The organism is Yoonia sp., from assembly GCF_046292185.1.
In the GTDB taxonomy this organism is placed as follows: Bacteria; Pseudomonadota; Alphaproteobacteria; order Rhodobacterales; family Rhodobacteraceae; genus Yoonia.
Map to the genome: position 1 here is coordinate 14,535 of NZ_JBKBQY010000023.1, position 23,746 is coordinate 38,280.

General features: G+C 60.0%; 32 protein-coding genes. 24 read left to right on the forward strand and 8 right to left on the reverse strand.

Going from position 1 to position 23,746, the window contains the following annotated elements:
- The first annotated feature begins 65 nt into the window (after positions 1 to 65).
- The 5 genes from ACK4TM_RS06260 (at position 66) to ACK4TM_RS06280 (ending at position 3,845) form a co-directional block, all read left to right on the forward strand.
- Positions 66 to 695: a DUF2937 family protein gene (locus tag ACK4TM_RS06260; RefSeq protein WP_409698373.1), complete on the forward strand. Its 630-nt coding sequence runs from the start codon at positions 66 to 68 to the stop codon at positions 693 to 695.
- A 53-nt stretch (positions 696 to 748) separates the two neighbouring features.
- Complete coding sequence (locus ACK4TM_RS06265) at positions 749 to 2,005, forward strand: ABC transporter permease (protein WP_409698376.1); 1,257 nt, start codon at positions 749 to 751, stop codon at positions 2,003 to 2,005.
- The gene (locus tag ACK4TM_RS06270; protein WP_409698379.1) at positions 1,998 to 2,681 is read left to right on the forward strand and encodes an ABC transporter ATP-binding protein; all 684 of its coding nucleotides are present in this window, start codon (positions 1,998 to 2,000) and stop codon (positions 2,679 to 2,681) included. The genes ACK4TM_RS06265 and ACK4TM_RS06270 overlap by 8 nt, the downstream gene beginning before the upstream one ends.
- A gap of 60 nt (positions 2,682 to 2,741) precedes the next feature.
- Positions 2,742 to 3,128 carry a c-type cytochrome gene (locus ACK4TM_RS06275; RefSeq protein ID WP_409698382.1) on the forward strand — a complete coding sequence of 129 codons (387 nt, stop codon included), beginning with the start codon at positions 2,742 to 2,744 and terminating at the stop codon, positions 3,126 to 3,128.
- A gap of 75 nt (positions 3,129 to 3,203) precedes the next feature.
- Entirely contained in the window at positions 3,204 to 3,845 is a 642-nt protein-coding gene (locus tag ACK4TM_RS06280) for a DUF3047 domain-containing protein (protein WP_409698385.1), read from the forward strand.
- Positions 3,846 to 3,904: 59 nt separating this feature from the next.
- Here the strand turns inward: ACK4TM_RS06280 and parE are convergent, their stop codons facing one another.
- Positions 3,905 to 5,863 (reverse strand): DNA topoisomerase IV subunit B, encoded by a 1,959-nt coding sequence (gene parE / locus ACK4TM_RS06285; RefSeq protein ID WP_409698388.1) that lies wholly within the window; start codon positions 5,861 to 5,863, stop codon positions 3,905 to 3,907.
- 140 nt (positions 5,864 to 6,003) lie between these two features.
- Here parE and ACK4TM_RS06290 point away from each other — a divergent pair, with 140 nt between their 5' ends.
- The 4 genes from ACK4TM_RS06290 (at position 6,004) to ACK4TM_RS06305 (ending at position 9,890) form a co-directional block, all read left to right on the forward strand.
- Positions 6,004 to 6,888, forward strand: a complete 885-nt coding sequence (locus ACK4TM_RS06290) for an NAD-dependent epimerase/dehydratase family protein (RefSeq protein ID WP_409698391.1) — start codon at positions 6,004 to 6,006, stop codon at positions 6,886 to 6,888.
- A 72-nt stretch (positions 6,889 to 6,960) separates the two neighbouring features.
- The gene (locus ACK4TM_RS06295; protein WP_409698394.1) at positions 6,961 to 7,611 is read left to right on the forward strand and encodes a DUF1007 family protein; all 651 of its coding nucleotides are present in this window, start codon (positions 6,961 to 6,963) and stop codon (positions 7,609 to 7,611) included.
- Complete coding sequence (locus ACK4TM_RS06300) at positions 7,593 to 8,480, forward strand: nickel/cobalt transporter (protein ID WP_409698397.1); 888 nt, start codon at positions 7,593 to 7,595, stop codon at positions 8,478 to 8,480. Before ACK4TM_RS06295 ends, ACK4TM_RS06300 begins: the two co-directional genes overlap by 19 nt.
- A 42-nt stretch (positions 8,481 to 8,522) precedes the next feature.
- Complete coding sequence (locus ACK4TM_RS06305) at positions 8,523 to 9,890, forward strand: MATE family efflux transporter (RefSeq protein ID WP_409698400.1); 1,368 nt, start codon at positions 8,523 to 8,525, stop codon at positions 9,888 to 9,890.
- Here the strand turns inward: ACK4TM_RS06305 and ACK4TM_RS06310 are convergent.
- The 4 genes from ACK4TM_RS06310 to lgt all read right to left on the reverse strand — a co-directional run bounded on the left by ACK4TM_RS06310 (position 9,883) and on the right by lgt (position 13,457).
- Positions 9,883 to 10,608, reverse strand: coding sequence for a Hint domain-containing protein (locus ACK4TM_RS06310; protein WP_409698403.1), 726 nt, complete (start codon positions 10,606 to 10,608; stop codon positions 9,883 to 9,885). The genes ACK4TM_RS06305 and ACK4TM_RS06310 overlap by 8 nt on opposite strands.
- Positions 10,609 to 10,771: 163 nt before the next feature.
- Entirely contained in the window at positions 10,772 to 11,527 is a 756-nt protein-coding gene (pgeF, locus tag ACK4TM_RS06315) for a peptidoglycan editing factor PgeF (protein WP_409698406.1), read from the reverse strand.
- On the reverse strand, positions 11,524 to 12,582 hold the full coding sequence (locus tag ACK4TM_RS06320) for a class I SAM-dependent methyltransferase (RefSeq protein WP_409698409.1): 1,059 nt from the start codon (positions 12,580 to 12,582) through the stop codon (positions 11,524 to 11,526). The genes pgeF and ACK4TM_RS06320 overlap by 4 nt, the downstream gene beginning before the upstream one ends.
- Complete coding sequence (gene lgt, locus ACK4TM_RS06325; RefSeq protein ID WP_409698412.1) at positions 12,579 to 13,457, reverse strand: prolipoprotein diacylglyceryl transferase; 879 nt, start codon at positions 13,455 to 13,457, stop codon at positions 12,579 to 12,581. The genes ACK4TM_RS06320 and lgt overlap by 4 nt, the downstream gene beginning before the upstream one ends.
- Positions 13,458 to 13,563: 106 nt before the next feature.
- Between lgt and ACK4TM_RS06330 the strand changes: the two genes are divergently transcribed.
- Positions 13,564 to 13,806, forward strand: a complete 243-nt coding sequence (locus tag ACK4TM_RS06330; RefSeq protein ID WP_409698415.1) for an accessory factor UbiK family protein — start codon at positions 13,564 to 13,566, stop codon at positions 13,804 to 13,806.
- 566 nt (positions 13,807 to 14,372) lie between these two features.
- Positions 14,373 to 14,549, forward strand: a complete 177-nt coding sequence (locus ACK4TM_RS06335) for a hypothetical protein (protein ID WP_409698418.1) — start codon at positions 14,373 to 14,375, stop codon at positions 14,547 to 14,549.
- A 36-nt stretch (positions 14,550 to 14,585) separates the two neighbouring features.
- Here the strand turns inward: ACK4TM_RS06335 and ACK4TM_RS06340 are convergent, their stop codons facing one another.
- Together ACK4TM_RS06340 and ACK4TM_RS06345 are read right to left on the reverse strand one after the other, a co-directional pair.
- A complete protein-coding gene (locus ACK4TM_RS06340) occupies positions 14,586 to 15,617 on the reverse strand; it encodes a M42 family metallopeptidase (protein ID WP_409698421.1) in 1,032 nt (343 codons plus the stop codon).
- An 828-nt stretch (positions 15,618 to 16,445) separates the two neighbouring features.
- Positions 16,446 to 17,153 (reverse strand): helix-turn-helix transcriptional regulator, encoded by a 708-nt coding sequence (locus ACK4TM_RS06345; protein ID WP_409698424.1) that lies wholly within the window; start codon positions 17,151 to 17,153, stop codon positions 16,446 to 16,448.
- A gap of 98 nt (positions 17,154 to 17,251) precedes the next feature.
- Between ACK4TM_RS06345 and ACK4TM_RS06350 the strand changes: the two genes are divergently transcribed.
- From ACK4TM_RS06350 to ACK4TM_RS06410, 13 genes are all read left to right on the forward strand, one after another.
- On the forward strand, positions 17,252 to 17,500 hold the full coding sequence (locus tag ACK4TM_RS06350) for a hypothetical protein (protein ID WP_409698427.1): 249 nt from the start codon (positions 17,252 to 17,254) through the stop codon (positions 17,498 to 17,500).
- 70 nt (positions 17,501 to 17,570) lie between these two features.
- The gene (locus ACK4TM_RS06355) at positions 17,571 to 17,783 is read left to right on the forward strand and encodes a hypothetical protein (RefSeq protein WP_409698430.1); all 213 of its coding nucleotides are present in this window, start codon (positions 17,571 to 17,573) and stop codon (positions 17,781 to 17,783) included.
- Positions 17,783 to 17,923: a hypothetical protein gene (locus tag ACK4TM_RS06360; RefSeq protein ID WP_409698433.1), complete on the forward strand. Its 141-nt coding sequence runs from the start codon at positions 17,783 to 17,785 to the stop codon at positions 17,921 to 17,923. The genes ACK4TM_RS06355 and ACK4TM_RS06360 overlap by 1 nt, the downstream gene beginning before the upstream one ends.
- Positions 17,920 to 18,237, forward strand: coding sequence for a hypothetical protein (locus ACK4TM_RS06365; protein ID WP_409698436.1), 318 nt, complete (start codon positions 17,920 to 17,922; stop codon positions 18,235 to 18,237). Before ACK4TM_RS06360 ends, ACK4TM_RS06365 begins: the two co-directional genes overlap by 4 nt.
- A gap of 287 nt (positions 18,238 to 18,524) precedes the next feature.
- Positions 18,525 to 18,980: a gp16 family protein gene (locus ACK4TM_RS06370; protein WP_409698438.1), complete on the forward strand. Its 456-nt coding sequence runs from the start codon at positions 18,525 to 18,527 to the stop codon at positions 18,978 to 18,980.
- The gene (locus ACK4TM_RS06375) at positions 18,977 to 19,411 is read left to right on the forward strand and encodes a hypothetical protein (protein ID WP_409698441.1); all 435 of its coding nucleotides are present in this window, start codon (positions 18,977 to 18,979) and stop codon (positions 19,409 to 19,411) included. Before ACK4TM_RS06370 ends, ACK4TM_RS06375 begins: the two co-directional genes overlap by 4 nt.
- A 36-nt stretch (positions 19,412 to 19,447) precedes the next feature.
- Positions 19,448 to 19,660, forward strand: coding sequence for a hypothetical protein (locus tag ACK4TM_RS06380; protein WP_409698444.1), 213 nt, complete (start codon positions 19,448 to 19,450; stop codon positions 19,658 to 19,660).
- An 8-nt stretch (positions 19,661 to 19,668) separates the two neighbouring features.
- Positions 19,669 to 20,082: a DUF2730 family protein gene (locus ACK4TM_RS06385; RefSeq protein ID WP_409698447.1), complete on the forward strand. Its 414-nt coding sequence runs from the start codon at positions 19,669 to 19,671 to the stop codon at positions 20,080 to 20,082.
- Positions 20,083 to 20,087: 5 nt separating this feature from the next.
- Positions 20,088 to 20,381, forward strand: coding sequence for a hypothetical protein (locus ACK4TM_RS06390; protein WP_409698451.1), 294 nt, complete (start codon positions 20,088 to 20,090; stop codon positions 20,379 to 20,381).
- A gap of 1 nt (position 20,382) precedes the next feature.
- Positions 20,383 to 20,961, forward strand: coding sequence for a phage protein Gp27 family protein (locus ACK4TM_RS06395; RefSeq protein ID WP_409698454.1), 579 nt, complete (start codon positions 20,383 to 20,385; stop codon positions 20,959 to 20,961).
- Positions 20,958 to 21,254, forward strand: a complete 297-nt coding sequence (locus ACK4TM_RS06400; protein ID WP_409698457.1) for a DUF6527 family protein — start codon at positions 20,958 to 20,960, stop codon at positions 21,252 to 21,254. Before ACK4TM_RS06395 ends, ACK4TM_RS06400 begins: the two co-directional genes overlap by 4 nt.
- Positions 21,248 to 21,463 carry a hypothetical protein gene (locus ACK4TM_RS06405; RefSeq protein WP_409698460.1) on the forward strand — a complete coding sequence of 72 codons (216 nt, stop codon included), beginning with the start codon at positions 21,248 to 21,250 and terminating at the stop codon, positions 21,461 to 21,463. Before ACK4TM_RS06400 ends, ACK4TM_RS06405 begins: the two co-directional genes overlap by 7 nt.
- Positions 21,456 to 22,970, forward strand: coding sequence for a terminase large subunit domain-containing protein (locus tag ACK4TM_RS06410; protein WP_409698463.1), 1,515 nt, complete (start codon positions 21,456 to 21,458; stop codon positions 22,968 to 22,970). The genes ACK4TM_RS06405 and ACK4TM_RS06410 overlap by 8 nt, the downstream gene beginning before the upstream one ends.
- Positions 22,971 to 23,469: 499 nt before the next feature.
- Here the strand turns inward: ACK4TM_RS06410 and ACK4TM_RS06415 are convergent.
- Positions 23,470 to 23,746, reverse strand: a 277-nt coding sequence (locus tag ACK4TM_RS06415; RefSeq protein ID WP_409698466.1) for a hypothetical protein, incomplete at its 5' end; no start/stop codon positions are given.

Sequence of the window (23,746 nt, forward strand, 5' to 3'; positions counted from 1 at the left end):
TAGGATTGCGCCAATAACAACGGACCGGGGCAGGCGATGACATTCCATTTCACGGCATCTGTGCGATGATCCGGGTCTTGTGCCTTATCGCGGGTCTGTGCGGGGCTGCGGGCCTGTCGCAGTTTCCCGAATTCTCGCAGCAATACCTGCAGCGCCTTGGCGGTTACGTCGATGCGCTGGCCGATCAGTTGGTGGAATTTGACGCCGTGGCGTTAGATGCCGGTTACGGGCGCGAAGAAATGTTGCAGCAAATGGCCGCGACGCCGCCGATGGACGGGCAGGCGGCGATGTGGCGGCGCACGATCCTGCGCCATGCGCAATTGTCCGATGATCTGGATGCCTTGCGCAATGCGTCACCCGTGGCGCGGCTGATGATGCCGCAGCGCGTGGCGGATACCGATCTGGCGCGCGCGGTCTGGGCCGATTTCCGGCCCGGTATGCCGCTGACCGGCGCGGGCGCGATTTCCGCAGGGGCGGGATTTGCCGCAGGTTGGGCCTTGCTTGCCGTGGTGCTGGCGTTGATGACGGCACCTTTGCGTCGCGCGCGCCCCCCTAGCCGCAAGCCCGCAAAACGCGCAGCGCCCAATCTAAAGGCGGAACCCGCGCCCGTGAAAAGCGAACCACCCATTGCGCGGCCCCGGCTTGTGGTGGAAACGCCATCGCATATTCCCCGCTTGTCGGGGGTAAAACGCTGATCCGGGTGCATGGGCGCTGGTGCAGTGCCGCCCCTGTCGTTATGTAGGCCGCCATGAATACAACGCGTCCCTTTGCCAAATTCGAATGGATCATCGCCTGGCGCTATATCCGCGCCAAACGCGCCGAAGGCGGCGTCAGCGTGATGACCTGGATCAGCCTGATCGGCGTCACCCTTGCCGTCTTTGCCCTGATTGCCACGCTTGCCGTGCGGTCGGGCTTTCGTGCGGAATTCATCGACACGATTGTCGGCGCTGATGCCCATGTCACCGTGGTGCAGCACCAGTCCGTGATCGAAGATTACCCCGATATGGCCGACCGGATCATGCAGGTGCCGGGTGTGGCCAGCGTCGCGCCGCTGATTCGCGGGCAGGCGATGGCGGGGGCCGCCGGGCAGATCGGGCTTGCCGATATCTATGGCATCCACCTTGACGATCTCAGGGCGTCGCAGGCGATTGTGCAAAGCGAACGCACTATCGGCGATATCGACGATTTGCCCAATGGTATCGCGCTGGGGTCGGCCCTGGCGGCAAATCTTGGCATCGGTCTGGGCGACCGGATCGAGATCACCACCAGATCGGGAGCCGCGACACCGATGGGGCAATCGACGCGGCGCAACGCCTATGAGGTCGTGTTCATATTTTCCACCGGACGTTACCAGATTGATGAGGTGCGCGCCTATCTGCCCTTCGATGTCGCGCAAACCGTCTTTAACCGCGACGGGGTGGCGGATGAGATGGATGTCAGGCTGCATGACATCAACCAGTCAGAGGCGCTGAAACAGGATATCGCCACTGCCGCAGGGCCGGGCGTCTGGGCCTATAGCTGGCAGGACAGGGTGGGACGTTTCCTGCGCGCGCTGACGATTGAAGACAATGTGATGTTCATCATCCTGTCGATTCTGGTTCTGGTGGCATCGATGAACATCATCAGCGGGTTGATCATGCTGGTGAAAAACAAGGGCCGTGATGTCGGTATCCTGCGCACCATGGGTCTGACCGAAGGGTCGATTCTGCGGATATTCTTTATCTGCGGGGCGGGGATCGGGACGATTGGCACGATTTTCGGCGTCGTGCTGGGCTGTCTGTTCGCGATCTATGTCGACCAGATCTTCAGCCTCGTGAATTACGTTGCGGGCGGCGGGGTCTGGGACCCGTCGATCCGTGGCCTGTATAACGTGCCTGCGCAATTGCACCTGGCTGATGTGCTGAAGGCCGTGTCGCTGTCGCTGGGCCTGTCATGGGTCATCACGATCTTTCCCGCCCGCCGCGCCGCGCGGATGAACCCGGTCGAGGCGTTGCGCTATGAATGATCCAGTCCTGACGCTGCATGATCTGCGCAAGACCTATAACGCGGGCAAACCCAATGAGGTGCGCGTGTTGCAAGGCGTGGATCTGACTGTGAAACCGGGCGAGATCGTGGCGCTGGTGGCCCCTTCCGGCGCGGGGAAATCCACACTTTTGCATATTGCGGGGCTGTTGGACACGCCGGACACCGGGACCGTCACCATCGCCGGGACGGATATGACCCATTTATCGGACCGCAAACGCACCGCGGTGCGGCGGGGGCAGGTGGGGTTCATCTATCAGTTTCACCACCTGCTGCCCGAATTCACGGCGCTTGAAAACATCGTGCTGCCGCAGCTTGCCAATGGGGTTGGCGAAAAGGCCGCGCAGGACCGCGCGATGGCCTTGCTTGACCGTGTCGGGATCGCCGAACGCGCGGCGCACCGGCCCGCGGCCCTGTCGGGCGGTGAACAGCAGCGCGTTGCCTTTTGCCGGGCGCTGGCGAATGAACCCGCCCTGTTGCTGGCGGATGAACCCACCGGCAACCTGGACCCCGAAACGTCGAACCGGGTGTTCGAGACATTGATCGGGCTGGTCCGCGACACCGGGCTGGCGGCGGTGATCGCCACGCATAATCTGGAACTGGCCGCGCGCATGGACCGGCAGGTCCGGCTGGACACAGGTGCGCTGATCCCCCTTTGACCTCGATCATGGTAGCGCCTGACCGAGTCTGATAGGGTCTCCGGATTGAGGGAGAAAACGATGCAGAAATATATCCTGATCGCAATGCTGGCGCTGGCCGCCTGCGTTGACGAAGAACCGATGGACGGGCGCAGTGCCTTTCTGGAAAATTGCGCCTCTTGTCATGGCGCGGACGGGACCGGGGACGGACCCATGGCGCGTGGGCTGGGGGTGTCGCCACCCGATCTGACGCAGATCAGCGCGCGCAATGGCGGCACATTCCCGCGCGACCGGGTGATGAGCACGATTGACGGCTATCAGGCGGGTGGTCATCTGTCGGGGGCGATGCCGGAATTCGGCGCAGGCGATATGGGCGATACGGTAATCGTGGAAACCAACGGCCTTGGCACGCCGGTGCCGATGATGCTGCTGGCGCTGACCGATTACGTCGAAAGCCTGCAACGCTGACATTGCCGTGATCGTCTGCACTGATGCGTGCCCCTGATCCGTGACTGTCCTAGGCTTGTTCACAAAGGACCTATCATGCGCATCATGCTTTCCCTTGCCTTCGTCGTGGCCGGTGCTGTTTCAGCGCAGGCCGGCCCCGTCAGTTTTGAAACCGGCTGGCAGGAGCAGCGCCTGTCGCTGTTCAGTTCCAACGCATATGGTTTCGGTGAAACCCTGACGCTGGTGTCGGAAGGTTCGGTATCCATCGCCTGGACCCGCCTGGCGCGCGAAAACTGGGGGTCGCGCGGGGCGTCCTGGTCCTGGCGGGTGGATCAATCCGTGCCGCCGACGGATCTGAGCGTGAAGGGCGGCGATGACCGCAATATCTCGCTCTATTTTGTTTTCGTGCCGGAAACGCTGGCCCCCGGTCTGGAAGGTGCGGGAATCCGCAGCCTGCTGGGCAATGCGGATGTGCGGATCATCCAATATGCCTGGGGCGGCAATCATGCGACGGGGCAGGTGATACCATCGCCCTATGGCCCGCCGGGGCAGGGGGTGACGATTGCCCTGCGGCAGGCAGGGACCGGGGCGTTCGATGAAAACGTCGATCTGGCCGCAGATTATGCGCGGGCCTTTGGCGGCGCGCCGGGCGCGCTGATCGGGCTGGCGGTCTCGGGCGACAGCGATGACACACGGTCAGTGATCCGGGCGGCGCTGGGGAATCTGGTGTTGCGGTGACGGGACGAACCAAGCGCTACGGCCGGTGAGGTGACGTCGGGTGCGCGTGAACGCGCGCCCTACACATCCAGCTCTGCCACGAACCGGGCGTTTTCCTGAATATACTGAAACCGCAGCTCCGGCTTTTTGCCCATCAGCCGTTCCACCAGATCGGCGGTGTCGCCGGGTACATCGTCATGCACGGTCACGCGGATCAGTTTGCGGGTCGCGGGGTCCATCGTCGTTTCTTTCAGGTCCTTGGCGTCCATCTCGCCCAGTCCTTTGAAGCGTTGCAGGTCGATCTTGCCCTTGCCGCCCAGGCCTTTGGCCATCCACTTTTCCTTCTCGACGTCATCGGCCACATAGACACGGCGCGCGCCTTGGGTCAGCCGGTACAAAGGCGGACAGGCCAGATACAGATGCCCGTGGTCGATCAGGGGCCGCATCTGTGTGAAGAAGAAGGTCATCAGCAGGCTGGCAATATGCGCGCCGTCGACATCGGCGTCGGTCATGATGATGATCTTGTCGTAACGCAGGTCTTCGACGTTGAATTTGGTGCCCATACCAACGCCCAAAGCCTCGCACAGATCGTTGATTTCCTGATTGGTCGTCAGCTTGTTCGACGCGGCACCCAGCACGTTCAGGATTTTCCCCTTGAGCGGGAGCAGCGCCTGATTAACCCGGTTGCGCGCGCCCTTTCCGGACCCACCGGCAGAATCGCCCTCGACGATGAACAATTCAGTGCCTCTGCGGTCCTTGGACGTGCAATCGGTCAGCTTGCCCGGCAGGCGCAGTTTCTTGGTCGCGGATTTGCGGGCGGTTTCCTTTTCCTGCCGCCGTTTCAGACGTTCTTCGGCGCGCAGCACCAGAAAATCAAGGATCGCACCCGCGGATTTGGTATCCGCCGCCAGCCAGTTGTCGAAATGGTCGCGCACCGCGCCTTCGGTCATGCGCGCGGCGATTTCAGACGACAGCCGGTCCTTGGTCTGGCCCACGAAGGCCGGATCGCGGATGAAGCAACTGACCAAAGCACAGCCGCCGGACATCAGATCTTCACGCGTGATCTGGGCGGCTTTCTTGTTGCCCGCCAGTTCGCCGTAACCTTTGATGCCCTTGAGGATCGCAGCCCAGAACCCGGCGACATGGGTGCCACCTTCGGGGGTGGGGACCGTGTTGCAATAGGATTGCAGGAAACCGTCGCGCACGGGCGTCCAGTTGATGGCCCATTCTACCTTGCCGGGTTCGTTGAATTTATCTGCAAATTCGACGGTGCCTGCAAAGGGTTTTTCCGAATAGGTCGCGGCCTTGCCAAGCGTTTCTTTGAGGTAATCGGACAGACCGCCGGGGAAATGGAACGTCGCGTCCTGCGGGGTTTCGCCATCGCTGATTTCGGATTTCCAGCGGATTTCGACGCCTGAAAACAGATAGGCCTTGGATTGGATCGATTTATAAAGCCGCGCCGGTTTGAATTTCTGATTACCGAAAATCTGTTCATCCGCGTGGAAAGTCACGGTGGTGCCGCGCCGGTTTTGTGTCGGCCCCAGTTTCTGGATCGGCCCCAAGGGCAGGCCGCGCGAAAAGCGCTGTTCGAACAATTCCTTGTTGCGCGCGACCTGCACTACCATGGAATCCGACAGGGCGTTGACAACCGAGGCACCGACCCCGTGCAACCCGCCCGAGGTCTGATAGGCCTTGCCCGAGAATTTACCACCGGCGTGCAGGGTGCAAAGGATCACCTCCAACGCGGATTTATCGGGGAATTTCGGATGCGGATCGACAGGGATACCGCGCCCGTTGTCGCGCACGGTGACGGAATAATCCGCGTGCAATTCCACCTCGATCCGGTTGGCATGGCCTGCGACAGCCTCGTCCATGGAATTGTCCAGCACCTCGGCGACCAGATGGTGCAAGGCCCGTTCATCGGTGCCGCCGATATACATGCCGGGGCGCTTGCGGACGGGTTCCAGCCCTTCCAGCACTTCGATGCTGCTGGCGTTGTAATCATCGGGTCCGCTTGCGGACAAAAGGTCGTCGGCCATGGGCTGCTCTTTTCTTGAATATTTGCGCCTTTATGGCAGAGCAGATTGCCGCATGAAAGGCCTGACCACATGCTGCACGGTTGCACTGACCCTTGCGGCGTGAAAAGCTCTGCGCAAACGTTTCAATTCCGGAGGTGGTTATGCGTATTTTCTTCACTGGCGGCAGCGGCAAGGCAGGCAAACATGCGATCCGGCATCTGCAGGCGCAGGGTCACACGGTCGTCAATATCGACATGGTCCCATCGGGGCTGGATGTGTCGGAACTACTGGTCGATCTGACCGATTCCGGTCAGGTCATCGGCGCGATGTCGCAATTCATTGACTTTCACGAACTGGAGGGTGCCAATGGCGTGCCGCGTTTCGATGCCGTGGTGCATTTCGCGGCCGTGCCACGTGTCATGATCGGCACCGATGGTGAATGTTTCCGCATCAACACGATGTCCACCTATAATGTGATCGAGGCAGCGGTAAAGCTTGGCGTGCCCAAGGTGATCTTTGCCAGTTCCGAAACCACCTATGGCGTGTGTTTCGCGCAGGGTGAGGTCAAGCCGCTCTATGTGCCGCTGGATGAGGAACATCCGACCGTGCCGCATGACAGCTATGCCATGTCGAAGGTGTGTAACGAGATGACGGCAAAGTCATTTCAGGCCCGCAGCGGGACTGACATTTATGGCTTGCGGATCAACAACGTCATAGAACCACATGAATATGAACAGATGTTCCCGGCGTTCATGAAAGATGCCGCGCTGCGCCGGCGGAACATTTTCGCCTATATCGACGCGCGCGATCTGGGACATATGGTAGATTGCTGCCTGAAAACCGACGGGCTGGGCTATCAGATTTTCAACGTCTCCAACGACGACCTCAGCGTCGGGATCACCGCGCAAGAGGTGATTGACCGCTTTTATCAAGGGGTAGAGGTGCGTGGCGATATGGCGGAGAATGAAACCATGTATACCAATGACAAGGCCAAGCGGCTGGTCGGTTTCAACCCGCAACATTCCTGGCGCGATGTATTGGGCTGATCACGGCCAAGTGTCGCCGGATCGCGTAAAGCCTGATTGCAGCAATCCATCGATCACGTTACCTAATGGGCGATGTTGCGCAAATTTTCCCTGATCTCCGCCCTGTTGCTCCCGATGCCTGCGCTGGCGCATCCGCATGTGTTCGTCCATGTGGATATGGCCGTCGTCTTTGAACCGGACGGGACGGTCGCGGTGCGGCTGGACTGGGTTTATGACGAGTATTTTTCGATGCTCGTGACCTCCGATCTGGGGGTCGATCTGGACGGTGATCTGCAGCTGACGCCACAGGAACAGGCGCTGCTGGATGAACAGGTTGCCGCCTGGCCCCCCGATTTCGACGGCGATCTGGAGGTGTTGCAGGACGACAAGCCCCTGCCGCTTGCGCCAAAGCGGGACCACAGCATGGTCTATGAGGATGGTCTGTTGCGTGAAACCCATCTGCGCCCTTTGGCGGATCTGGCGGACCGCGCGGCGGCGCTGACCATCCTGCCTTATGATCCGACTTATTACATCGCCTATACGCTGGCAGGGCCCGTGACCGTCGAAGGCCGCGATGATTGCGAAGTGTCGGTGATCCCCGCCAATCTGGATGCCGCCTATACGCTGGTCGAGGAGCTGCTTTATGGCCGTCCCGCCAGCGATGTCGGCCCTGATGAGGATTTTCCCGAAGTCGGCCGTTCCTTTGCCGATACAGTGGTGGTGACATGCGCTGGCTTGCTCTGACAGCGCTGATCGCAATCGGGATGGGTGCTGTCTGGCTTTGGGGCTTTGGCGGCGCGGACCAGATCGCGCGGCAGGCGGCGGCCAGCCAGATGCAGGTCCAGAATGCGATGGCTGGCGCTTTGCGGGCCTTGCAACAGGGCGACATGGCGGCGGTGCTGACGCTTTGGGGTCTGTGCTTTGCCTATGGGTTCGTCCATGCGGCGGGACCGGGGCATGGCAAGCTGGTCATCGGCGGCTACGGCCTAGGCGCGCGGGTGCCGGTGGGACGGCTGGTGGGCTTGGCGCTGGCGTCGTCGCTAGCACAGGCGGCAACGGCGGTGGTGCTGGTTTATGGCGCGGTGCTGGTTCTGGGCTGGGGCCGGGCGCAGATGACGGGGCTGGCCGATGATATCCTTGAGCCTTTCAGCTATGCTCTGATCGCGGGGGTCGGCCTGTGGCTGGTGCTGCGCGGCGCGCGGCATCTGAAAGCGCAGCAGGCCCGTATTGCCCCCCGTGATGACGCGGTCTGCGCAAGCTGCGGCCATGCCCATGGACCCAGCGTGGCACAAGCCGCCGAAGTCCGGTCCCTGCGCGATGCCATTGCCATCGTGGCGGTGATCGCTGTGCGGCCCTGCACCGGCGCGATGTTCCTGTTGATCCTGACATGGCGTTTCGGGCTAGACTGGGCCGGGATTGTCGGCGCTTTTGCCATGGGCCTTGGCACGGCGAGCATCACGATGCTAGTCGCCTTTGCCGCCGTGGGGTTTCGTGAAAGTGCCTTGCAATTGGTCAGTAACCGGGGCACCGCGCGGATGATGGCGACAGCCGAGATCGCGGCCGGTGCGGTGGTGCTGGTGTTGGCCTTGCAACTGGTGCAACGCAGCATTTGATTGCGCTTTACGGCCCCAATTTTCGGGCCTAAGGCTGTCGCCATGCAAAAGGTCGCCACGACATATCCCGAACATTCCCGCGCGATCTGGAAGCTGGGAATCCCGTTGATTCTCAGCAATATGGCGCAATTCGCGATCCATATGACCGATACGCTGATGCTGGGCTGGTATGATGTGACCGCCCTGGCGGCAGCGACGATCGCGACCTCGATGTTCTTCGTCGTGTTCATCCTCGGTGCCGGGTTTGCGCAGGCGATCACGCCGCTGGTAGCGGCAGCGAATGAACAGAATGATCAGGTGCAGGTCCGGCGTGTGACGCGCATGGGGCTGTGGCTGTCGATTTTCTATGGCGCTTTGGTGATGCTGCCGTTTTTTTGGTCGGAACCGATCCTGATCGCCATCGGGCAAGACCCGGTCGTCGCGGCAGAGGCGCATCTGTACCTGCGGATCGCCATTTTGGGCATGGTCCCGATGCTGCTGATCATGGCGCTGAAATCCTTTCTGGTGGCGCTTGAACATACCGCCTTTATCCTGTGGGCCACGGTCGGAACGGCGGTGCTGAACGGGCTGGTGAATTACGCGCTGATCTTTGGCAATCTGGGCGCGCCGGAACTGGGCATCGAAGGGGCGGCCATCGCCTCTGTCTTCGTCAATCTGCTGACGGTTGCGCTGTTGGTGGGGTATATCGGGCGCAAGCTGCCGCAATATGAATTGTTCCGCAATTTCCACCGGCCCGACGCAGAGATCATGCGCCGCGTCTTTGTGCTGGGCTGGCCCATTGGGCTGACGTCACTGGCCGAGGGTGGCCTGTTCAGCGCGTCGGCGATCATGATGGGCTGGATCGGGCCGGTGCCGCTGGCCGCGCATGGAATCGCCATCCAACTGGCCAGCCTGACCTTCATGGTGCATATCGGGTTTTCCCAGGCGGCCACCGTGCGCGCGGGTCGTGCGCTGGGGCGGCGTGATGAACAGGGGCTGCGGCGGGGCGGGATCACGGCCATCGCGATGTCTGCGCTTTACGCGGCGGCGACCTCGGCGGTGTTTCTGATCATCCCCGGCACGCTGGTGTCCTTGTTCATTGACCCGGCAGAACCGGAAAGATTGCGCCTGCTGCAGGTCGGTATCACGCTGGTGATGATCGCAGGCCTGTTCCAGTTGGTGGACGGTCTGCAGGTCGTGGTTCTGGGCCTGTTGCGCGGGGTGCAGGATACGACCGTGCCCATGATCATGGCGACCTTCAGCTATTGGGTGATCGGGCTGCCGACGTCATATCTGCTGGCCTTCTATTGGGGCTTTGGCGGCGTTGGCATCTGGCTGGGGTTGGTGCTGGGCCTGATGGTCGCAGCGACCCTGCTGATGTGGCGCTTTTGGGCGCGATCCGTGCATATCACGCCGCCGCTGGCTATTTAAGCAGATCCAGATCATGCAGCCGCAGCCGGGGCAAAGTCATCAGGCCCGCATCCTCCAGATCGCGCAGATGCGGAAACAGGGAAAGATATTGTGACAGCGATTGTCCACGCAGGCCCAGACTGAAAGCCGTGCCGGGGTGCAGGCTTTCCACGCCGATGCCATTGGCGATCAGAGTTTCCTGACCGGCAAAGCCGACCTGATACAGATCGACCGGCGCATGCGGGCGCAGCGCGACAAACTGATGGCCATCGACGAAATCTGCGGCGGGGATATAGGCGGCAGATTTGCCTGTCAGCCTGCTGATCCCGGCTGTCTGATAGCACAGCCGCGCGGCAGGCCCCAGGATCAGGTCACGCCTGGGCCGATCAGCGCCGAAAGCATCCGCCATGACCCGCGTCAGGCAAGGTGCCGCCGCATCTGCCGTAGTTTCGTCCGGCATCACCGTGATCTTGCCGCGCCACAGCACGCGCGCAAAATGACCCGCGCGCAGGCGGAGCCTGTCGCCCGGCAGCAGATCCTCGATCGCGATCAGACCGGCGTGGGAATCGACCATCGTGCCGCGGCCGAATACCGCAAAGGCATCTTCAAAGGCGGGAATAGCGGGCGCGTATCGGGTCACTTCCCGGATATCGCCGTCCGGATGCAGATAGGCGATTGAATATTTGCGCTGCAACCACAGGCTGGTTTGCGCGGCCTCTTGGCGCGAGAAAGCTGTCATCACGTTAACCTTTTAACAAACACTACGATGCCAGATCGAGAAAACATTTCGAGAGAGTCTGGCAGGCTCAAGGTAACCAACAAACGCGCAGTCGATCAATCACGTAATTTACGTAAGGGAAGCGAGATGTGCATTTTATATTACTTTTGCGGTTCAGTGCGTGTCACAGGCGGATGGCGGCGATCAGGCGGCCGTAATCCGCCTCTTGCAGATGTACGCTGCGCCGGTAACTGAAGAAACGCGCCGGATCGGCATAGGTGCAATGGTGTGTCCACTGTGCCTTTCCCACCCCGGCCTTGCGCAGGCGCATCAGGCCAAAGCCGGGCAGATCGAACTGGAACCGCGATTGCTGGCCTGCGGCAAAGAACCTGTCATAGCCCGGATCGACGGCCAGAAACCTGTCGCGGAAATCGCTGCCCACCTCGTAATTGCGCTGGCTGATCGAGGGGCCGATCACGGCGGCGATGTTTCCGCGCTGCGCGCCCAGTTTCTCCATCGCCTCCAGCGTATTTTCCAGCACGCCCGACAGTGCACCTTTCCAGCCGGCATGGGCCGCGCCGATGACACCGGAATGTTCATCGCAGAACAGCACCGGCTGGCAATCAGCGCTCAGCACGGAAAGGCCGATCCCTTTGGTGCGTGTGACCAGCGCGTCAGCCCGCTGCAGCACGGGTTCGGCATCCGTCACCGTGACGACATCGGCGGAATGGACCTGATGCACACCGACCAGATGATCGGAGGCCAGATCCAGCGCGCCGGCCACCCGGTGGCGGTTGATCGCGACGATATCCTGCTGGTCGGAACTGCCGAAACCGCAGTTCAACCCCGCGAATACGCCCGACGACGCCCCGCCCTTGCGGGTGAAAAATCCGTGTCGTACTGCCCCAAGTGTCGCATCGGTAATGATCTCTAACATCATCGGTCCAATCCTGGCGGTGGCGCGGCGCGCGCGGGGTAGATAGCCATCACTTTGAAAAGGTCGCCCATTTCGGCAGGATGGGTCAAGCGCCGATGCGCGGCGATATGTGCCTGCAACGACTCGCCCACCAGGCCCGCGGCAAGCTTTTGCGCCCGCGCGGTGATGCCCAGCCGTTCCAGAAACACGCCTTGCGGGGTCAGTCTGCTATGGGCCGCCGGACCAGCATGGGCGGCAATCGCGGCGAAATCCACATGGGCGGTCAGGTCAGCCGCGCCCGGATCTGCCAGTGTATCAGCATGCGCATGGCCGGACAGCGCCTGCAACGTGTCGCCAAGGGATTGCCAGTCACCGTAATCGATGATCAGCGCCGCGCCGCCATGGGATGCGATCCTTTTCGCAATCGCGGTGATGATACCGGGCAGGGCGGGGCAGAGTTCGACCAGATCACCATCGCGTGTATCGGCCAGCCGATGCGCCAATTGCGCAAGGGGGGTCGCATCGGACAAGCCAAAGCACAGATCGCCGTCGCGCGCGCCGACCATCCTTTCGCGCCAGCCGTTGCCTGCGCGGATGAATTGTCGGATTGGCAGCGCGTCGAAAAATTCATTCGCCACCAGCAACAGCGGCGCGTCAGGCAGGGTGGCGACGCTGTCATGCCAGATCGCCTGCGGCACACGCGCCGCCTGCAGTCCGCGCAGATGCGCCGACGTTTCCACGAAATGCACCTGTGCCGCGGCATGAAACCCCGGCACCCCGGCAGTCGCACGCAGGATATCGGCCATCAGCGTGCCACGCCCGGGGCCGAGTTCGGCCAATGTCACCGGGTCGGGCGCACCCTGCTCCAGCCAGCTTTGCGCCAGCGCAAGGCCGATGATTTCGCCGAACATCTGGCTGATCTCTGGCGCTGTGGTGAAATCGCCCTGCGCGCCGAAAGGATCGCGGGTGGCGTAATAGCCATGCACTGGATGCATCAATGCATCCTGCATGAAAATGGCGACGCTGATCGGGCCGCTGCGCGCGATCTGCGCGTTTAGCAGGTCTTTCAGCGCGCTCATCTGCGGCTGGCGATCGCCACCACGACCAGCCCTGTCAGGATCATCGGCAGCGTCAGCAATTGGCCCATGGTCAGACCATAGCCGCCATAATGCAGCGCTAGCCCCAGTTCATTCCCGGCAGAAACGAATTGCGCATCGGGCTGTCGGACGAATTCGACGATGAACCGCGCGATGCCATAGCCGGCAAAGAACACCCCCGACAAAAGCCAGGGCTTTTTCAACCCGCCAAAGCGGAACGCCAGCAACAAAAGAATGCCGCCCAACAACAACCCTTCCAGCCCCGCCTCGTATAGCTGGGACGGATGGCGCACACAGGGCGCGGTTGCTGTGGCGCAGGATTGCGCGGCGTCGCCCGGAAAGATCACGCCCCAGGGCACATCGGTCGGACGGCCCCAGAGTTCGGCATTGATGAAATTGGCAATGCGGACCAGCAGGATGGCCGGCGTTGCCGCCACGGCGATGATATCGGCCAGATCGGGCAAGGGGACCTTGTGCCTGCGGCTGAACAGGTAAACGGCCAGCACCACGCCGACGAAACCACCGTGAAACGACAGCCCGCCCTCCCAGATCTTGATGATATCCACCGGGTTCGCCAGAAATTCGCGGGGTTGATAGAACAGCACATAGCCCAACCGCCCGCCGCCGATCACCCCCAGCACGATATAGGTCAGCAGATCCTCCAGCCGTGCGGGCTCCATCGGGGGGCCATTGCGCCAGATATCGGGGCGGCGCAGCGCCGCCTTGATGATCATCCAGCCCAGCGCGATGCCGACGATATAACCCATCGCATACCAGCGCAGCGCCAATGAAAAGCCGAACAGCTCGATCGTGAAAATATCGGGCGAGATATCGGGAAAGGGGATAGCTGCAATCATGGCGCAAGTCGTGATGCGATGCTGCGGCGATGTCAAGCATGGCTGCCTGCTTGTCTGCGCGCCCGCTTGGCCCCATATACAGACGAACAGCTTAGGAGAGAGAACCATGCAGAACAAGAACAAGATCTTTGACGATCTGAGCCAGTTGATGACCAATGCCATGGGCGTCGCCCAAGGCGCGCGCGACGAGGCGCAGACAGCGATGAAATCCATGATGGACCGCTGGCTGGCGGATCGTGACTTTGTGACGCGCGAGGAATTCGATGCGGTCCGCGCGATGGCCCAGAAGGCCCGCGAAGAAAACGAAGCGCTGGCAGCAAGAATTGCGGCGCTGGAATCAAAAAGGTAGGCGCTGCGCCTGCCGCACTCCGCGGCTTGTCGAAAATATCGCGGCACGCGTGATTTTCGGTTTTTTATTTCGTCCGGTTAGCGCTACCTGTCCTTTTGTAATTGTTTTGCGACGATGGTTCTTGGTGATACCTAGATCTTGCCACGATTAGTGCACGATTGGTGCATATAAGTATGAAGATAAGAGTGATGCCAGTGTCTGGCAGATAGTGAATGCCTAAGACTGGCAAAGGTAACGAGTAATGATTGATTTGTTGTTGATCACGATGTTGATCTGCGTCGTCTTGGGCGGTTCGCGGGCGGGAAAATCGTCCGCGAGCCAAGATGACCGCACGAAACGTGGCTTTGTTCCCACGCTTTTCACCACCTGCAGCATGCGTTGAGTAAAAGGCCTGCAACGCCTTGACCATGCGGGGCGATGTGCATACCGCTTTAGGTAGCGGGAAAAAGCTCCGCTTCAATCGCGGCTGTAACATGTTGGATTACTGCGCCTATATCAGCGCTTCTATTGCAGGTTTGCTATTGTTCTGTATTGGCGTTCTTGGCCTTTCCGGAATGCCTTTTGCTGTGAACCCTGCAATTACAGTCCTGCTTGAACCGCTTGGCTGGGCCGCGGTCTGGGATACGGCATATTACATCGCCTTTATCGCTCTGGGATTCTGGCTGGTGACCTGCGTCTACGCAAGGCTGGCCGCGTCGCTGGCGCTGGCGCTGGTGCTGCTGAAATTCGTCACCCTGCGGTGATACGCGGGCAGGGCAGACCCTCGCCCGCGCCTTTCGTCAATATTCCGACAGATAGGCGACAAGGATATCCAATGCTGCCTGCAGATCACCTTTGTCCACCATTTCGGTAACAGTGTGGATATAGCGCGTGCCCACCACGATCCCGACAGCGCGCGCGCCTGCGGCCGCCTGTTGCGCGGCGGCCCCGTCCTGCCCGCCGGCGGCCAGCATCGTGCGTTGATAGGGGATCTTCTTTTTGATCGCGAGCGCTTCGATTTCGCTGACCAGCTTTTTATCGGCGATGAATGATCCGTCGCGGATATGCAGCCCGAAACCTGCGCCTTGCGTCGTGGTCGCATCCTTGTCCGCGATGCCCGGCGTGTCGCAGGCCAATGTCACGTCGATCCCCAGCCCGATATCGGGCTTGATCGCATAGGCCGCCGTGCGCGCGCCGCGCAGCCCGACCTCTTCCTGGCAGGTGAAGGCAACGTGGATTTCCGCGCCGCGCCCCTTTTTGGCCAGCTTGCGGATCGCCTCGATCCCCAGCCAGCAGGCGATGCGGTTGTCCAGCGCTTTGGACACGACTTTATCCCCCATCTCAAGGAAGGGTTCGTCCATCACCACGAAATCGCCGACCTTGACCTTGTCGCAAGCCGCCTTGCCCATACCGAGATCGACAAAGAATTCGGTGACTTCGGGCACCTTCTTGCGATCTTCCGCGCTGGAAATATGGATCGGCTTGCCGCCGGGGTTCATCACACCCTTGAAATCACCATTGTCGGTGCAGACCAGCACCCGGCGCGAAAACAGGTTGCGCGGATCGAACCCGCCGACCGGTTGCAGGTAAAGATAGCCGTCCTTGCTGATATGGCTGACCAGAAAGCCGATTTCGTCCATATGGCATAGCAGCATGATGCGCGGCGCGTCTTTCTTTTTCGCGTCGCGACGGCAGAGCAGCGACCCCATCGGGTCGGTCGTGACCTCATCGAACAGGCCCTTGATCTCGGACGTGATCAGATCGCGCACCCGGTGTTCGTTCCCCGGCACGCCCGGCATTTCGCAAAGTCGTTTCAGCAGGTCGATGTTCATGAATTGCTCCTTTGTTGGTCACAATCTGTGCCGGGGCGGGTGGGAAGGCAATCGGGGCTGTAAGGAAACAGTTGTTATTGCAGTGCAGGCAGAATGTGGGAAAATGCAGGAACACCCGATATCTAGCGAAAGTTGGGCATATAAATAAGGGCTTTGAGAGCGCGTGCGATTTGGAGGCTCCAGCGGTTGCGTTGTTTGCAGAGATTGCAAAAAAGCCACGGTTTGGGCTGATATCGCCAGTATGACGCGATCTGAAGGGTGATCAGCCGAGGCGGGTAGGCGGTCGTTCAATACCCTTTTAAAATAGGGTTTAAGGTGTCTGCGCGCGCGAGGTCAACGCGCAGACCCGGGTAAAAATAACGATCCGAACTGGGCGGTTTTGCGCCCAGTTCGCGAAAAGCGTCCCACTTAGCGATTATAACAATGGAAACATGTACATAGCATTTTGTAGGGGCGCACTGCCCCGCTCTGAACTGGGACGCTCTTTTCACCGATCAGGGCGATACTGACCGTCAAGCGTGACACACTGCACGTTTGGGCCTAAACAAGCATAAACGGGGCAATTGTACAGTGTGAGGCGCTACATGGCGAAATGGATAGACGCGCTGAATGAGCAGGAAAAACAGGCTGTTGAGGCTATGAAAGCCGCAAGAGAACGTCTAAGAGCGCGTGATGCGGAATATACCGCCAGGATCAAGACTATTATGAACCGGGCAATCCGGCGGATCAGGCGTGCTGAGGGTAAGAGCTGACACTTATTGTGTCGCCGCCACCTAGCTACAGGTAGCCTCCTATAAATGCGGAATTCATTGATCTCGCAAAACTCAGTTATCTTTCGGTATGGCCCCACCATATGACCTTGCCGATGAAGCGTAGGCGTTCGTCCTGCTCTTTGCCGGTGAATACTTCCGGATAATATCGCGCTGTGTTCTCTGAATATAGGATCAAAGTTTTCATGTCTGGTCGATCGACCCATTTGACGCGGGTTTCACCATCCACATCCACCACATAGATCGACGATCTGCGCTTGCCGGTCTTGCTGGGCGGGGTGACCGGTGGCGTGCGGCGCTTGGTGTTGATCAGCAGCACATCGCCATCCGCGATCCGAGGCATCATGCTGTCGCCACGCACGCGAAGCATCGCCGCATCCTGCGGCGCTACACCTTGACGCTTGAGCCATTCCCTGCGGAAGGCGTAGTTTTCAACGGCCGCATTCGGATCAACTTCTTCCCCCGGTCCAGCCGATGCCGAGACATCATGATAGCTGACCGTGGCGTAGTCTTTTCCGCTTATCATCGTGTGTGGGATGGCTTCCGTTTCGCGGGGAGGGCCGATGTAGAATTCAAGTCCGAGGGCTGCGCAAATCTCGCGCGCTCTATCAATGTTCGGTGTCGCCCGCCTGTCATCTGAACGAATGACGCTGCGGATCGTATCTGCCTTTAATCCGTGCGCTTGCTCAACTGCAAAAGCATTAGTTTCCAGCAACTTAAGCTGTTCAGAGACGATATCAGAAAAAGGTTTAACGGTATGTTCCACGAATCGGGATAATGCCCGAATATCTCGCAGTTGACAATCGGGTAAACTTCCTATTTAGTTATCGGGTAATCATCCGATAGTTACCTGATGGAGATACAATGAACACCGAAAAACTCGTCATGATCGCGGAGCTATATTCGGCCCACACGGGGCTGAAGCTCTCGACGATCTCGACCTACGCACGAAATGACGGGAAGTTCTTTGGGAGCCTCAAGTCGGGCACGGCCGGCTGCACGCTGAAGACCGCCGACAGTGTTGTTCGCTGGTTCGATGAAAATTGGCCATCAGATCTCGAATGGCCTGATTGCGTTCCTCGGCCTTCGATTTCGAAGGAGGAGGCCGCATGAGTATCCGCCGTCACCTCGCACTCTTGATTTGCCCCGAAGTAAAGACCGCTTCCTTTCAGGAGCGACGCCCATGATGATTGGACGCAGGATCGATCTTGTCGACATGGCGCGCGAGGCTTGCGCGGGTATGACGGAATTGCAGCGCCTCTCCTTCGCGATTGAGCTGGCTAACGGCGCATCCCAGCGTGGCAGCGCCCCGTATCTGCGGCGGCTGGAACGTCTGGCACATGAGGCCCGTGTTCTGGTCGAAGGTGCCGACTTTGCCCACGAGGAGACCGCGTGATGCGGCGGTGGTTGAAAGCGGCACCCTCGCGTCTCGAGGTGACATTGTTCTTCCTGATGATCGTCATCTGGGCGGCATATGGGGCTATGCTTTATTGGGCGCAGCCGACCGGCGCCACGTTTTACTGGGTGCAGCCATGAGCGGTCTGCCTATCCCGCCCGTCACGCCGGTCACTGCCTTTGATGAGCTGACAGATGCACTGACGCAGATGGCCGCATTTGAAGCGGCCATGGCTGATCTGGATACCGCACGCACAGCACGCCGCGTGCAGAGTGAGGAGGCCGATGGTCGTGACACATTCGTGCGCGCCCGCGATCTTGAGCAGCTGATCGCCTCTGGCGCTGCGCTTACCAAACAACAGCAGGTCTGGCTCGCCGGGTATCAGACCACTGCTGAATACCGGACCTGGTCGAGCATGGTCGAGGATTTCGGAGAAGACGTCCTTGCCAAATAAAACCGCCGCCGAGCTGGAACTCGAGCGGCGGGAAATCACGAAAGGTGGAGGCTGAATGACACACGAACAACCGATTTACAACAACCGGCGAAGCTGTTTATCACCAGCAATTGCCGCAGGCTGGAGGTCTGGTCAGTCGGGCGCATCTATTCGATCGAGATCGCCGATTTGTTCGATCTTGCCGAATCTGCGATTGAAGCCGATCTGCGTGCGAAGTGCGCAGCCCGCGCGCTGGCGGTTCACGGTGTGCCTGATCCGGAAGCGGTCGCCTCCAAGGTCGAACCGTCATGAACCGGTCGCTGCAGCGCATGATCCATGTGGGATGTCGGCAGTTGGGGCTCGATGTCCAGGCGCGCCGGGATCTGCAGGCCGTGGTCTGCGGTAAGCAGAGCATGTCCGACATGACCGAGGCGGAGCTGACCGCTATGCTCGATCGGCTGAAGGCGGATGGGTTCCAGCCAGCGACGAAATCAACCCAGCGCCGCCCTGCCGCCCCGCGCGGCGATCTGCGGCTGATCCATGTGCTCTGGCGCAAGCTTGGCGATGCCGGTGCGCTGGAACGGCCTGATCGGGCGGGGCTGAACACCTTCATCAGGTCCAACTTTGAGCGCAGCTGGGGATCTGTCCCGGCTGACGTCGACATGATGCGCGATCACGACAAGATCGCCGCTGTCATCAAGGCGCTGAGCGACTGGGGCAAGCGCGCCAAGATCGACTTTGACTGGGGAGCGCATAAGAAATGACACGAGAGCCGATCACGATCACTGATCATGCCGTCATCCGGTATGTGCCGCCGCTCACCGACATCACGACGCATTGGTATATCTCGCCCGGTCGCAAGACGGACACTAATCCGCTGTTTCCGCAGGAGGCGGTTCGGGCCCGGGTGCTGGGCCGTGAAGACGTGGCGGCAGTCGAGGCAGACACCGGGTCGGATCTCGTGGCGAGCTTTGAGCAGGTCGCGATCAATGTGCCGTCCAGTTCGCTAAACATGCGCCGCTGGCCATCGTTCAACCCCAACATTATCACCGGGATCCCGCATGGCGCGATCGTGCCCGTCCTGCGTCAGGGCCATTTCGCCGGGCGGGACTGGCTCAAGGTTTTCTACGCCGGCCAGGAGGGTTGGGTCGTCGCAAGCCATACCGATCCCGTCACGTTTTCAACTGCCGCCTGAAGCGGCTTTAAACCACCCGTGAAAGGGGTCTTCAAAATGTTTTCTGATGCACCAAAACACGCCCTGAAATCCAAAGCTGTCTGGGGCGGCGTTGTCGCGGTCGGTGGCGGGGTTGCCGGCCTTTTCGGCTATTCGATGGCGCCGGAGGATGCTGTTCAGCTGCCGATCCTGCTGGCCAGCATCGCGTCCAGTGTCGGTGGCGTGCTGGCCATCTTTGGCCGGATCAAAGCCAACCGCAAAATCGGCTGACCTGCGTGATGGATTGGATTGAAGCACTCGGGGTTGTCCAGGTTGTCGCTGCTATCGTTGTCGCCTTCGGCGGCATCATTTCCGGCGTGGGCATCTGGCTGAACAGGAAGATGACCAAGTTCGTAAAGGAGGTCACGAAAGACAACGCAGCGGCCCAAAAAACCGCTGATGAAAGCCTGAAAGCCCTTATTGCTGATCTGGCATCTACAAAGACCAAGACGGCGACGGTTGAGGACGATCTCAGAGAGACAAAGCATCGACTGAGCAACCTCGAAACGACGATCAGATCACTCCCGACACGTGATGACTTCCACAAATTCGGGATCCAGCTGACCGAGTTGAAAGGAGAGTTGCGGCCAGTCGCGGCCATCATCGAGCGCATGCAGGAACTGTTGCTGCAACGCGGTAAGGACAAGCTTTGATGGATATGAACCAGATCATCCGCGAACAGGCCCGCCTGATCATTCTCAAATCACTGGCCGAGCAAGTCGATGAGCGTCTCAACAGCGATTTGCTGGTCGAGATGCTCAAGCCGTTCGGGATCCGCAAAGATCGGGCATGGGTGCATGAGGAGTTGAAGTATTTGCAGGACATGGGGGCTGTCACCGTCTTGGTCGCGGGCACCGTGCAGGTCGCCACATTGACGGACAAGGGGCATCGTCACCTCGAGCGGGAGATCGCCATCGAGGGCGTCAAGCGCCCGTCACGGCCGGTATCCTGATATGGGGCGCGGAAAGCTCAGTGCATTCGAGCTGCTGCCAGAAGCCTGCGATGGTATTGTCGCCTGGGCGGCCAGCGAATTGTCGGATCGCGACCGGACCCAGACCGACATCTATGCGGAGTTCGTCCTGAAATGCGAACAGCTGATGCAGGAATACCGGGGCGAGCTCGAATTCGCGATCCCAAGCTTTTCCGCGTTCAATCGCTATTCGATGCGGCTCAGCCGCCTGACACGCCTGCACGATCAGACCCGCGATATCGTCGCCGCCATCGCCGAGAAGTTCGACGCCAAGGAAAGCGACGATCTGACGATCATGACGGCCGAGACGATCAAATCGCTGACCCTGCACATGCTGGCCGATCATGGTGAAAAGATGTTGCCCAAGGATGTGATGCAGCTGGCCTCGGCCATGCGGCAGGTTTCCCAGGCGCAGAACATCTCGACCGAGCGGCGGATCAAGCACGCCAAGCAATTCGCAGCAGAGGTCAATGAAGCCGTCGATGCCGTCGCCAAGGCCAAGGGCATGACGGCTGAGACCAGCGAGGCGATCAAGGCGCAGATCCTCGGGGTGCGGACATGATCGTCCGTGCGCTTTATCAGCCCGATCCGGAACGGTTCCTCGCCGATGCCTATCCTGGCAGCTTTCATCTTGAGGACCGTGAAAACCCAGACCTGCGCGAGTTTATCTATTTTTGCCCCTGCGGCTGCGGTCACAAAGGCCGGTTGCTGGTCGGTGACGGCCTGAAGCCCGCCGGCGCGCGCCCGAGCTGGTATTGGAACGGATCGACCACAGAGCCGATCCTAGAGCCTTCCGTCAATCAGCAAGACCATTGGCATGGCTGGCTGCGCAACGGCTATTGGGAGAAATGCTGATGGCGACACCCGCGCAAGTGGCCAATGATCTGCGCGCTCAGGCAAAGCGCCTTCATCGCACTGGGCATGCCGATCTGGTCAAATCGCTCGAGCGTGGCGCGGAGATCATCCATCGCCAGTCCCAGATCATTGCCGAACTGGAGGCAGCCGCGCAGGCCGAAGCCGACCGCTACGAGGCCTACGTCAACGGGAATGATCCGCATGCTTGATGCCCCCAGCCAAGCCGAATGGGAGGCACAGCGCCGCGAGGCGATGGACGCCATGCCTGGGGTCATCGACCAGGTCGGCCTGCCAGCTGTCCTGTTGCCCTATCAGCAGCGCACCGTCTCACTGCTCGACAGCGTATCGACCCAAGCCCTCTACATTGAGAAGTCGCGCCGGATCGGTCTGACCTGGGCGCTGGCGGCGTATGCTGTGCTGCGCGCCGGCCGTCAGAAAAGCGCCGGCGGCATGGACGTGATGTACATCTCCTACAGCCGCGAGATGACCCGCGAATTCATCGACGCCTGCGCGATGTGGGCCCGCGCATTCTCGATCGCGGCCTTGGCCGAAGAGGAGTTTCTGTTCGAGCAGGGCGACGATGGCGGCGACAAGGCGATCCAGGCATTCCGGATCCCGTTTGCATCGGGCTTTGAGATCATGGCGCTCAGCTCTGCCCCGCGCGGACTGCGCGGCAAGCAAGGCGTCGTGATCATCGACGAGGCCGCATTCGTCGACAGCCTCGACACGCTGATCGAAGCGGCCATGGCGTTCCTGATGTGGGGCGGCCAGGTTGTTGTCTGCTCGACCCATTACGGTGTCGACAACCCGTTCAATGCCTCTATCCAGGACGTGCTGTCTGAACGCTCCCCAGGCGAACATCTGCGCATCGATCTCGATGACGCGCTGCGCGATGGTCTGTACCAGCGCATTTGCCTGGTCAAAGGCAACGAATGGACGCCCGAAGGCGAGGCGGCATGGCGCGCCGGCATCGTCAAATTCTATGGCGCCAGTGCCGATCAGGAATTGTTCTGCGTGCCGAGTGCGTCGTCGGGCACCTGGTTGCCATCGCCGCTGATCGACGCGCGCATGACGATCGACAAACCGGTGATCCGTCTGACGCTGCCGGCTGATTTTCTGCAGCGGCCCAATCTGGAACAGCGCAGCCTGGTTGCACCCTTCATGGAACAGATTGAGGAAGAACTCGGCGGGCTCGACATGACCATGCGCTACGCGCTGGGTTTTGACGTGGGCCGCGTTGCCGACATCTCATCTGTGCCGCTGCTGGCCATCGATCAGAAGCTGCGCCAGCACGAGGCATTGTCGATCGAAATGCGCAACGTGCCCTTTGCGGAGCAGTACGCCGCCGTCGAACTGATCATGAGCCATGTGCGCAACCGGCTGGTCGGTGCAGCGATTGATGCCACCGGTATCGGCATGTCGATCGCTGAAGCGCTGGGGCGCAAGTTCGGTCTGCGCGAAGACGAAGAAGGCTCCGGTCTGGTCTGGGCGATCAAGTTTTCCGAGGACTGGTACCGGGTCAATATGCCCCCCCTTAAAGCGGCCTTTGAAGAGGACACGCTGGCTCTGATCCGCGACGATGATCACATGTCCGACCTGCGGGTCGTGAAGGTGATCCGGGGTATCCCCCGACGTCGGGTGCGAGCCGCTCAATCTCCTCGACCGCGAAATCAGATGAAATATCTCCCCGCAAAACACTTTGGGCGATGCGGGTGAGATCGTCCATCAACTCTCGTGTGACTGTCGGTCCCTCGAGCAACCGGATGATGTCCTCAGATAACTCAAAGAGGCCAACGGCCACCTTTGCATGCAAAGAGCCGCACACCGGGCATTGTTCCGTGTTGTTGATGGAATAGAAATTAGCGTTAAAGATGCTGAAGCTTCGCGAAGGGAAGATGGATTGACAGTCTGGACATTGGCACGGAACCCGTGGCCCAGTCGGCCTTTTCTCAGCCCCGGAACACCGTGTCATTACACGCCTGTCGTGTTAAGCATCCTGAGCTTCAGCAGCAGTTGCACAGCTCGGCGCGAGAAAGAGATGAGCTCAGGTTGCAACGAGAGTCGAGTCGCATTGTCGATTGGTATGAAGAATCGGGATGGGGTTCGCTTCTTGAAGACACCTTTCAAACCCCGTTTAAAAGCTCCGCAACTGCATCATCTGAAAATCGCGTTGCTGCAAACTTAACTGTCTCGCACTGCAAAAACTACTGTCGCGCTACAAGGGGTGTAAGGAAACAGTTGTTATTGCAGTGCGGCCAAAGTGCGGGATAATCTGATAAAACCCAATATCATGCGAGTGATTGGCATAAAAACAAGGGTGATGGCACTTGATGTGACTGCGAGGATCGGGCCGGTGCGCTGTTTGCAGAGATTGCAAAAAAGGCACGGTTTGGGACGATTTAGACCATGTCCCGTAATTTAAGCCGCTGTCAGTGGGGATCGACAACCGGGCGTTTAATCCCCCTTTTAAAATAGGGTTTAAAGAATACGCA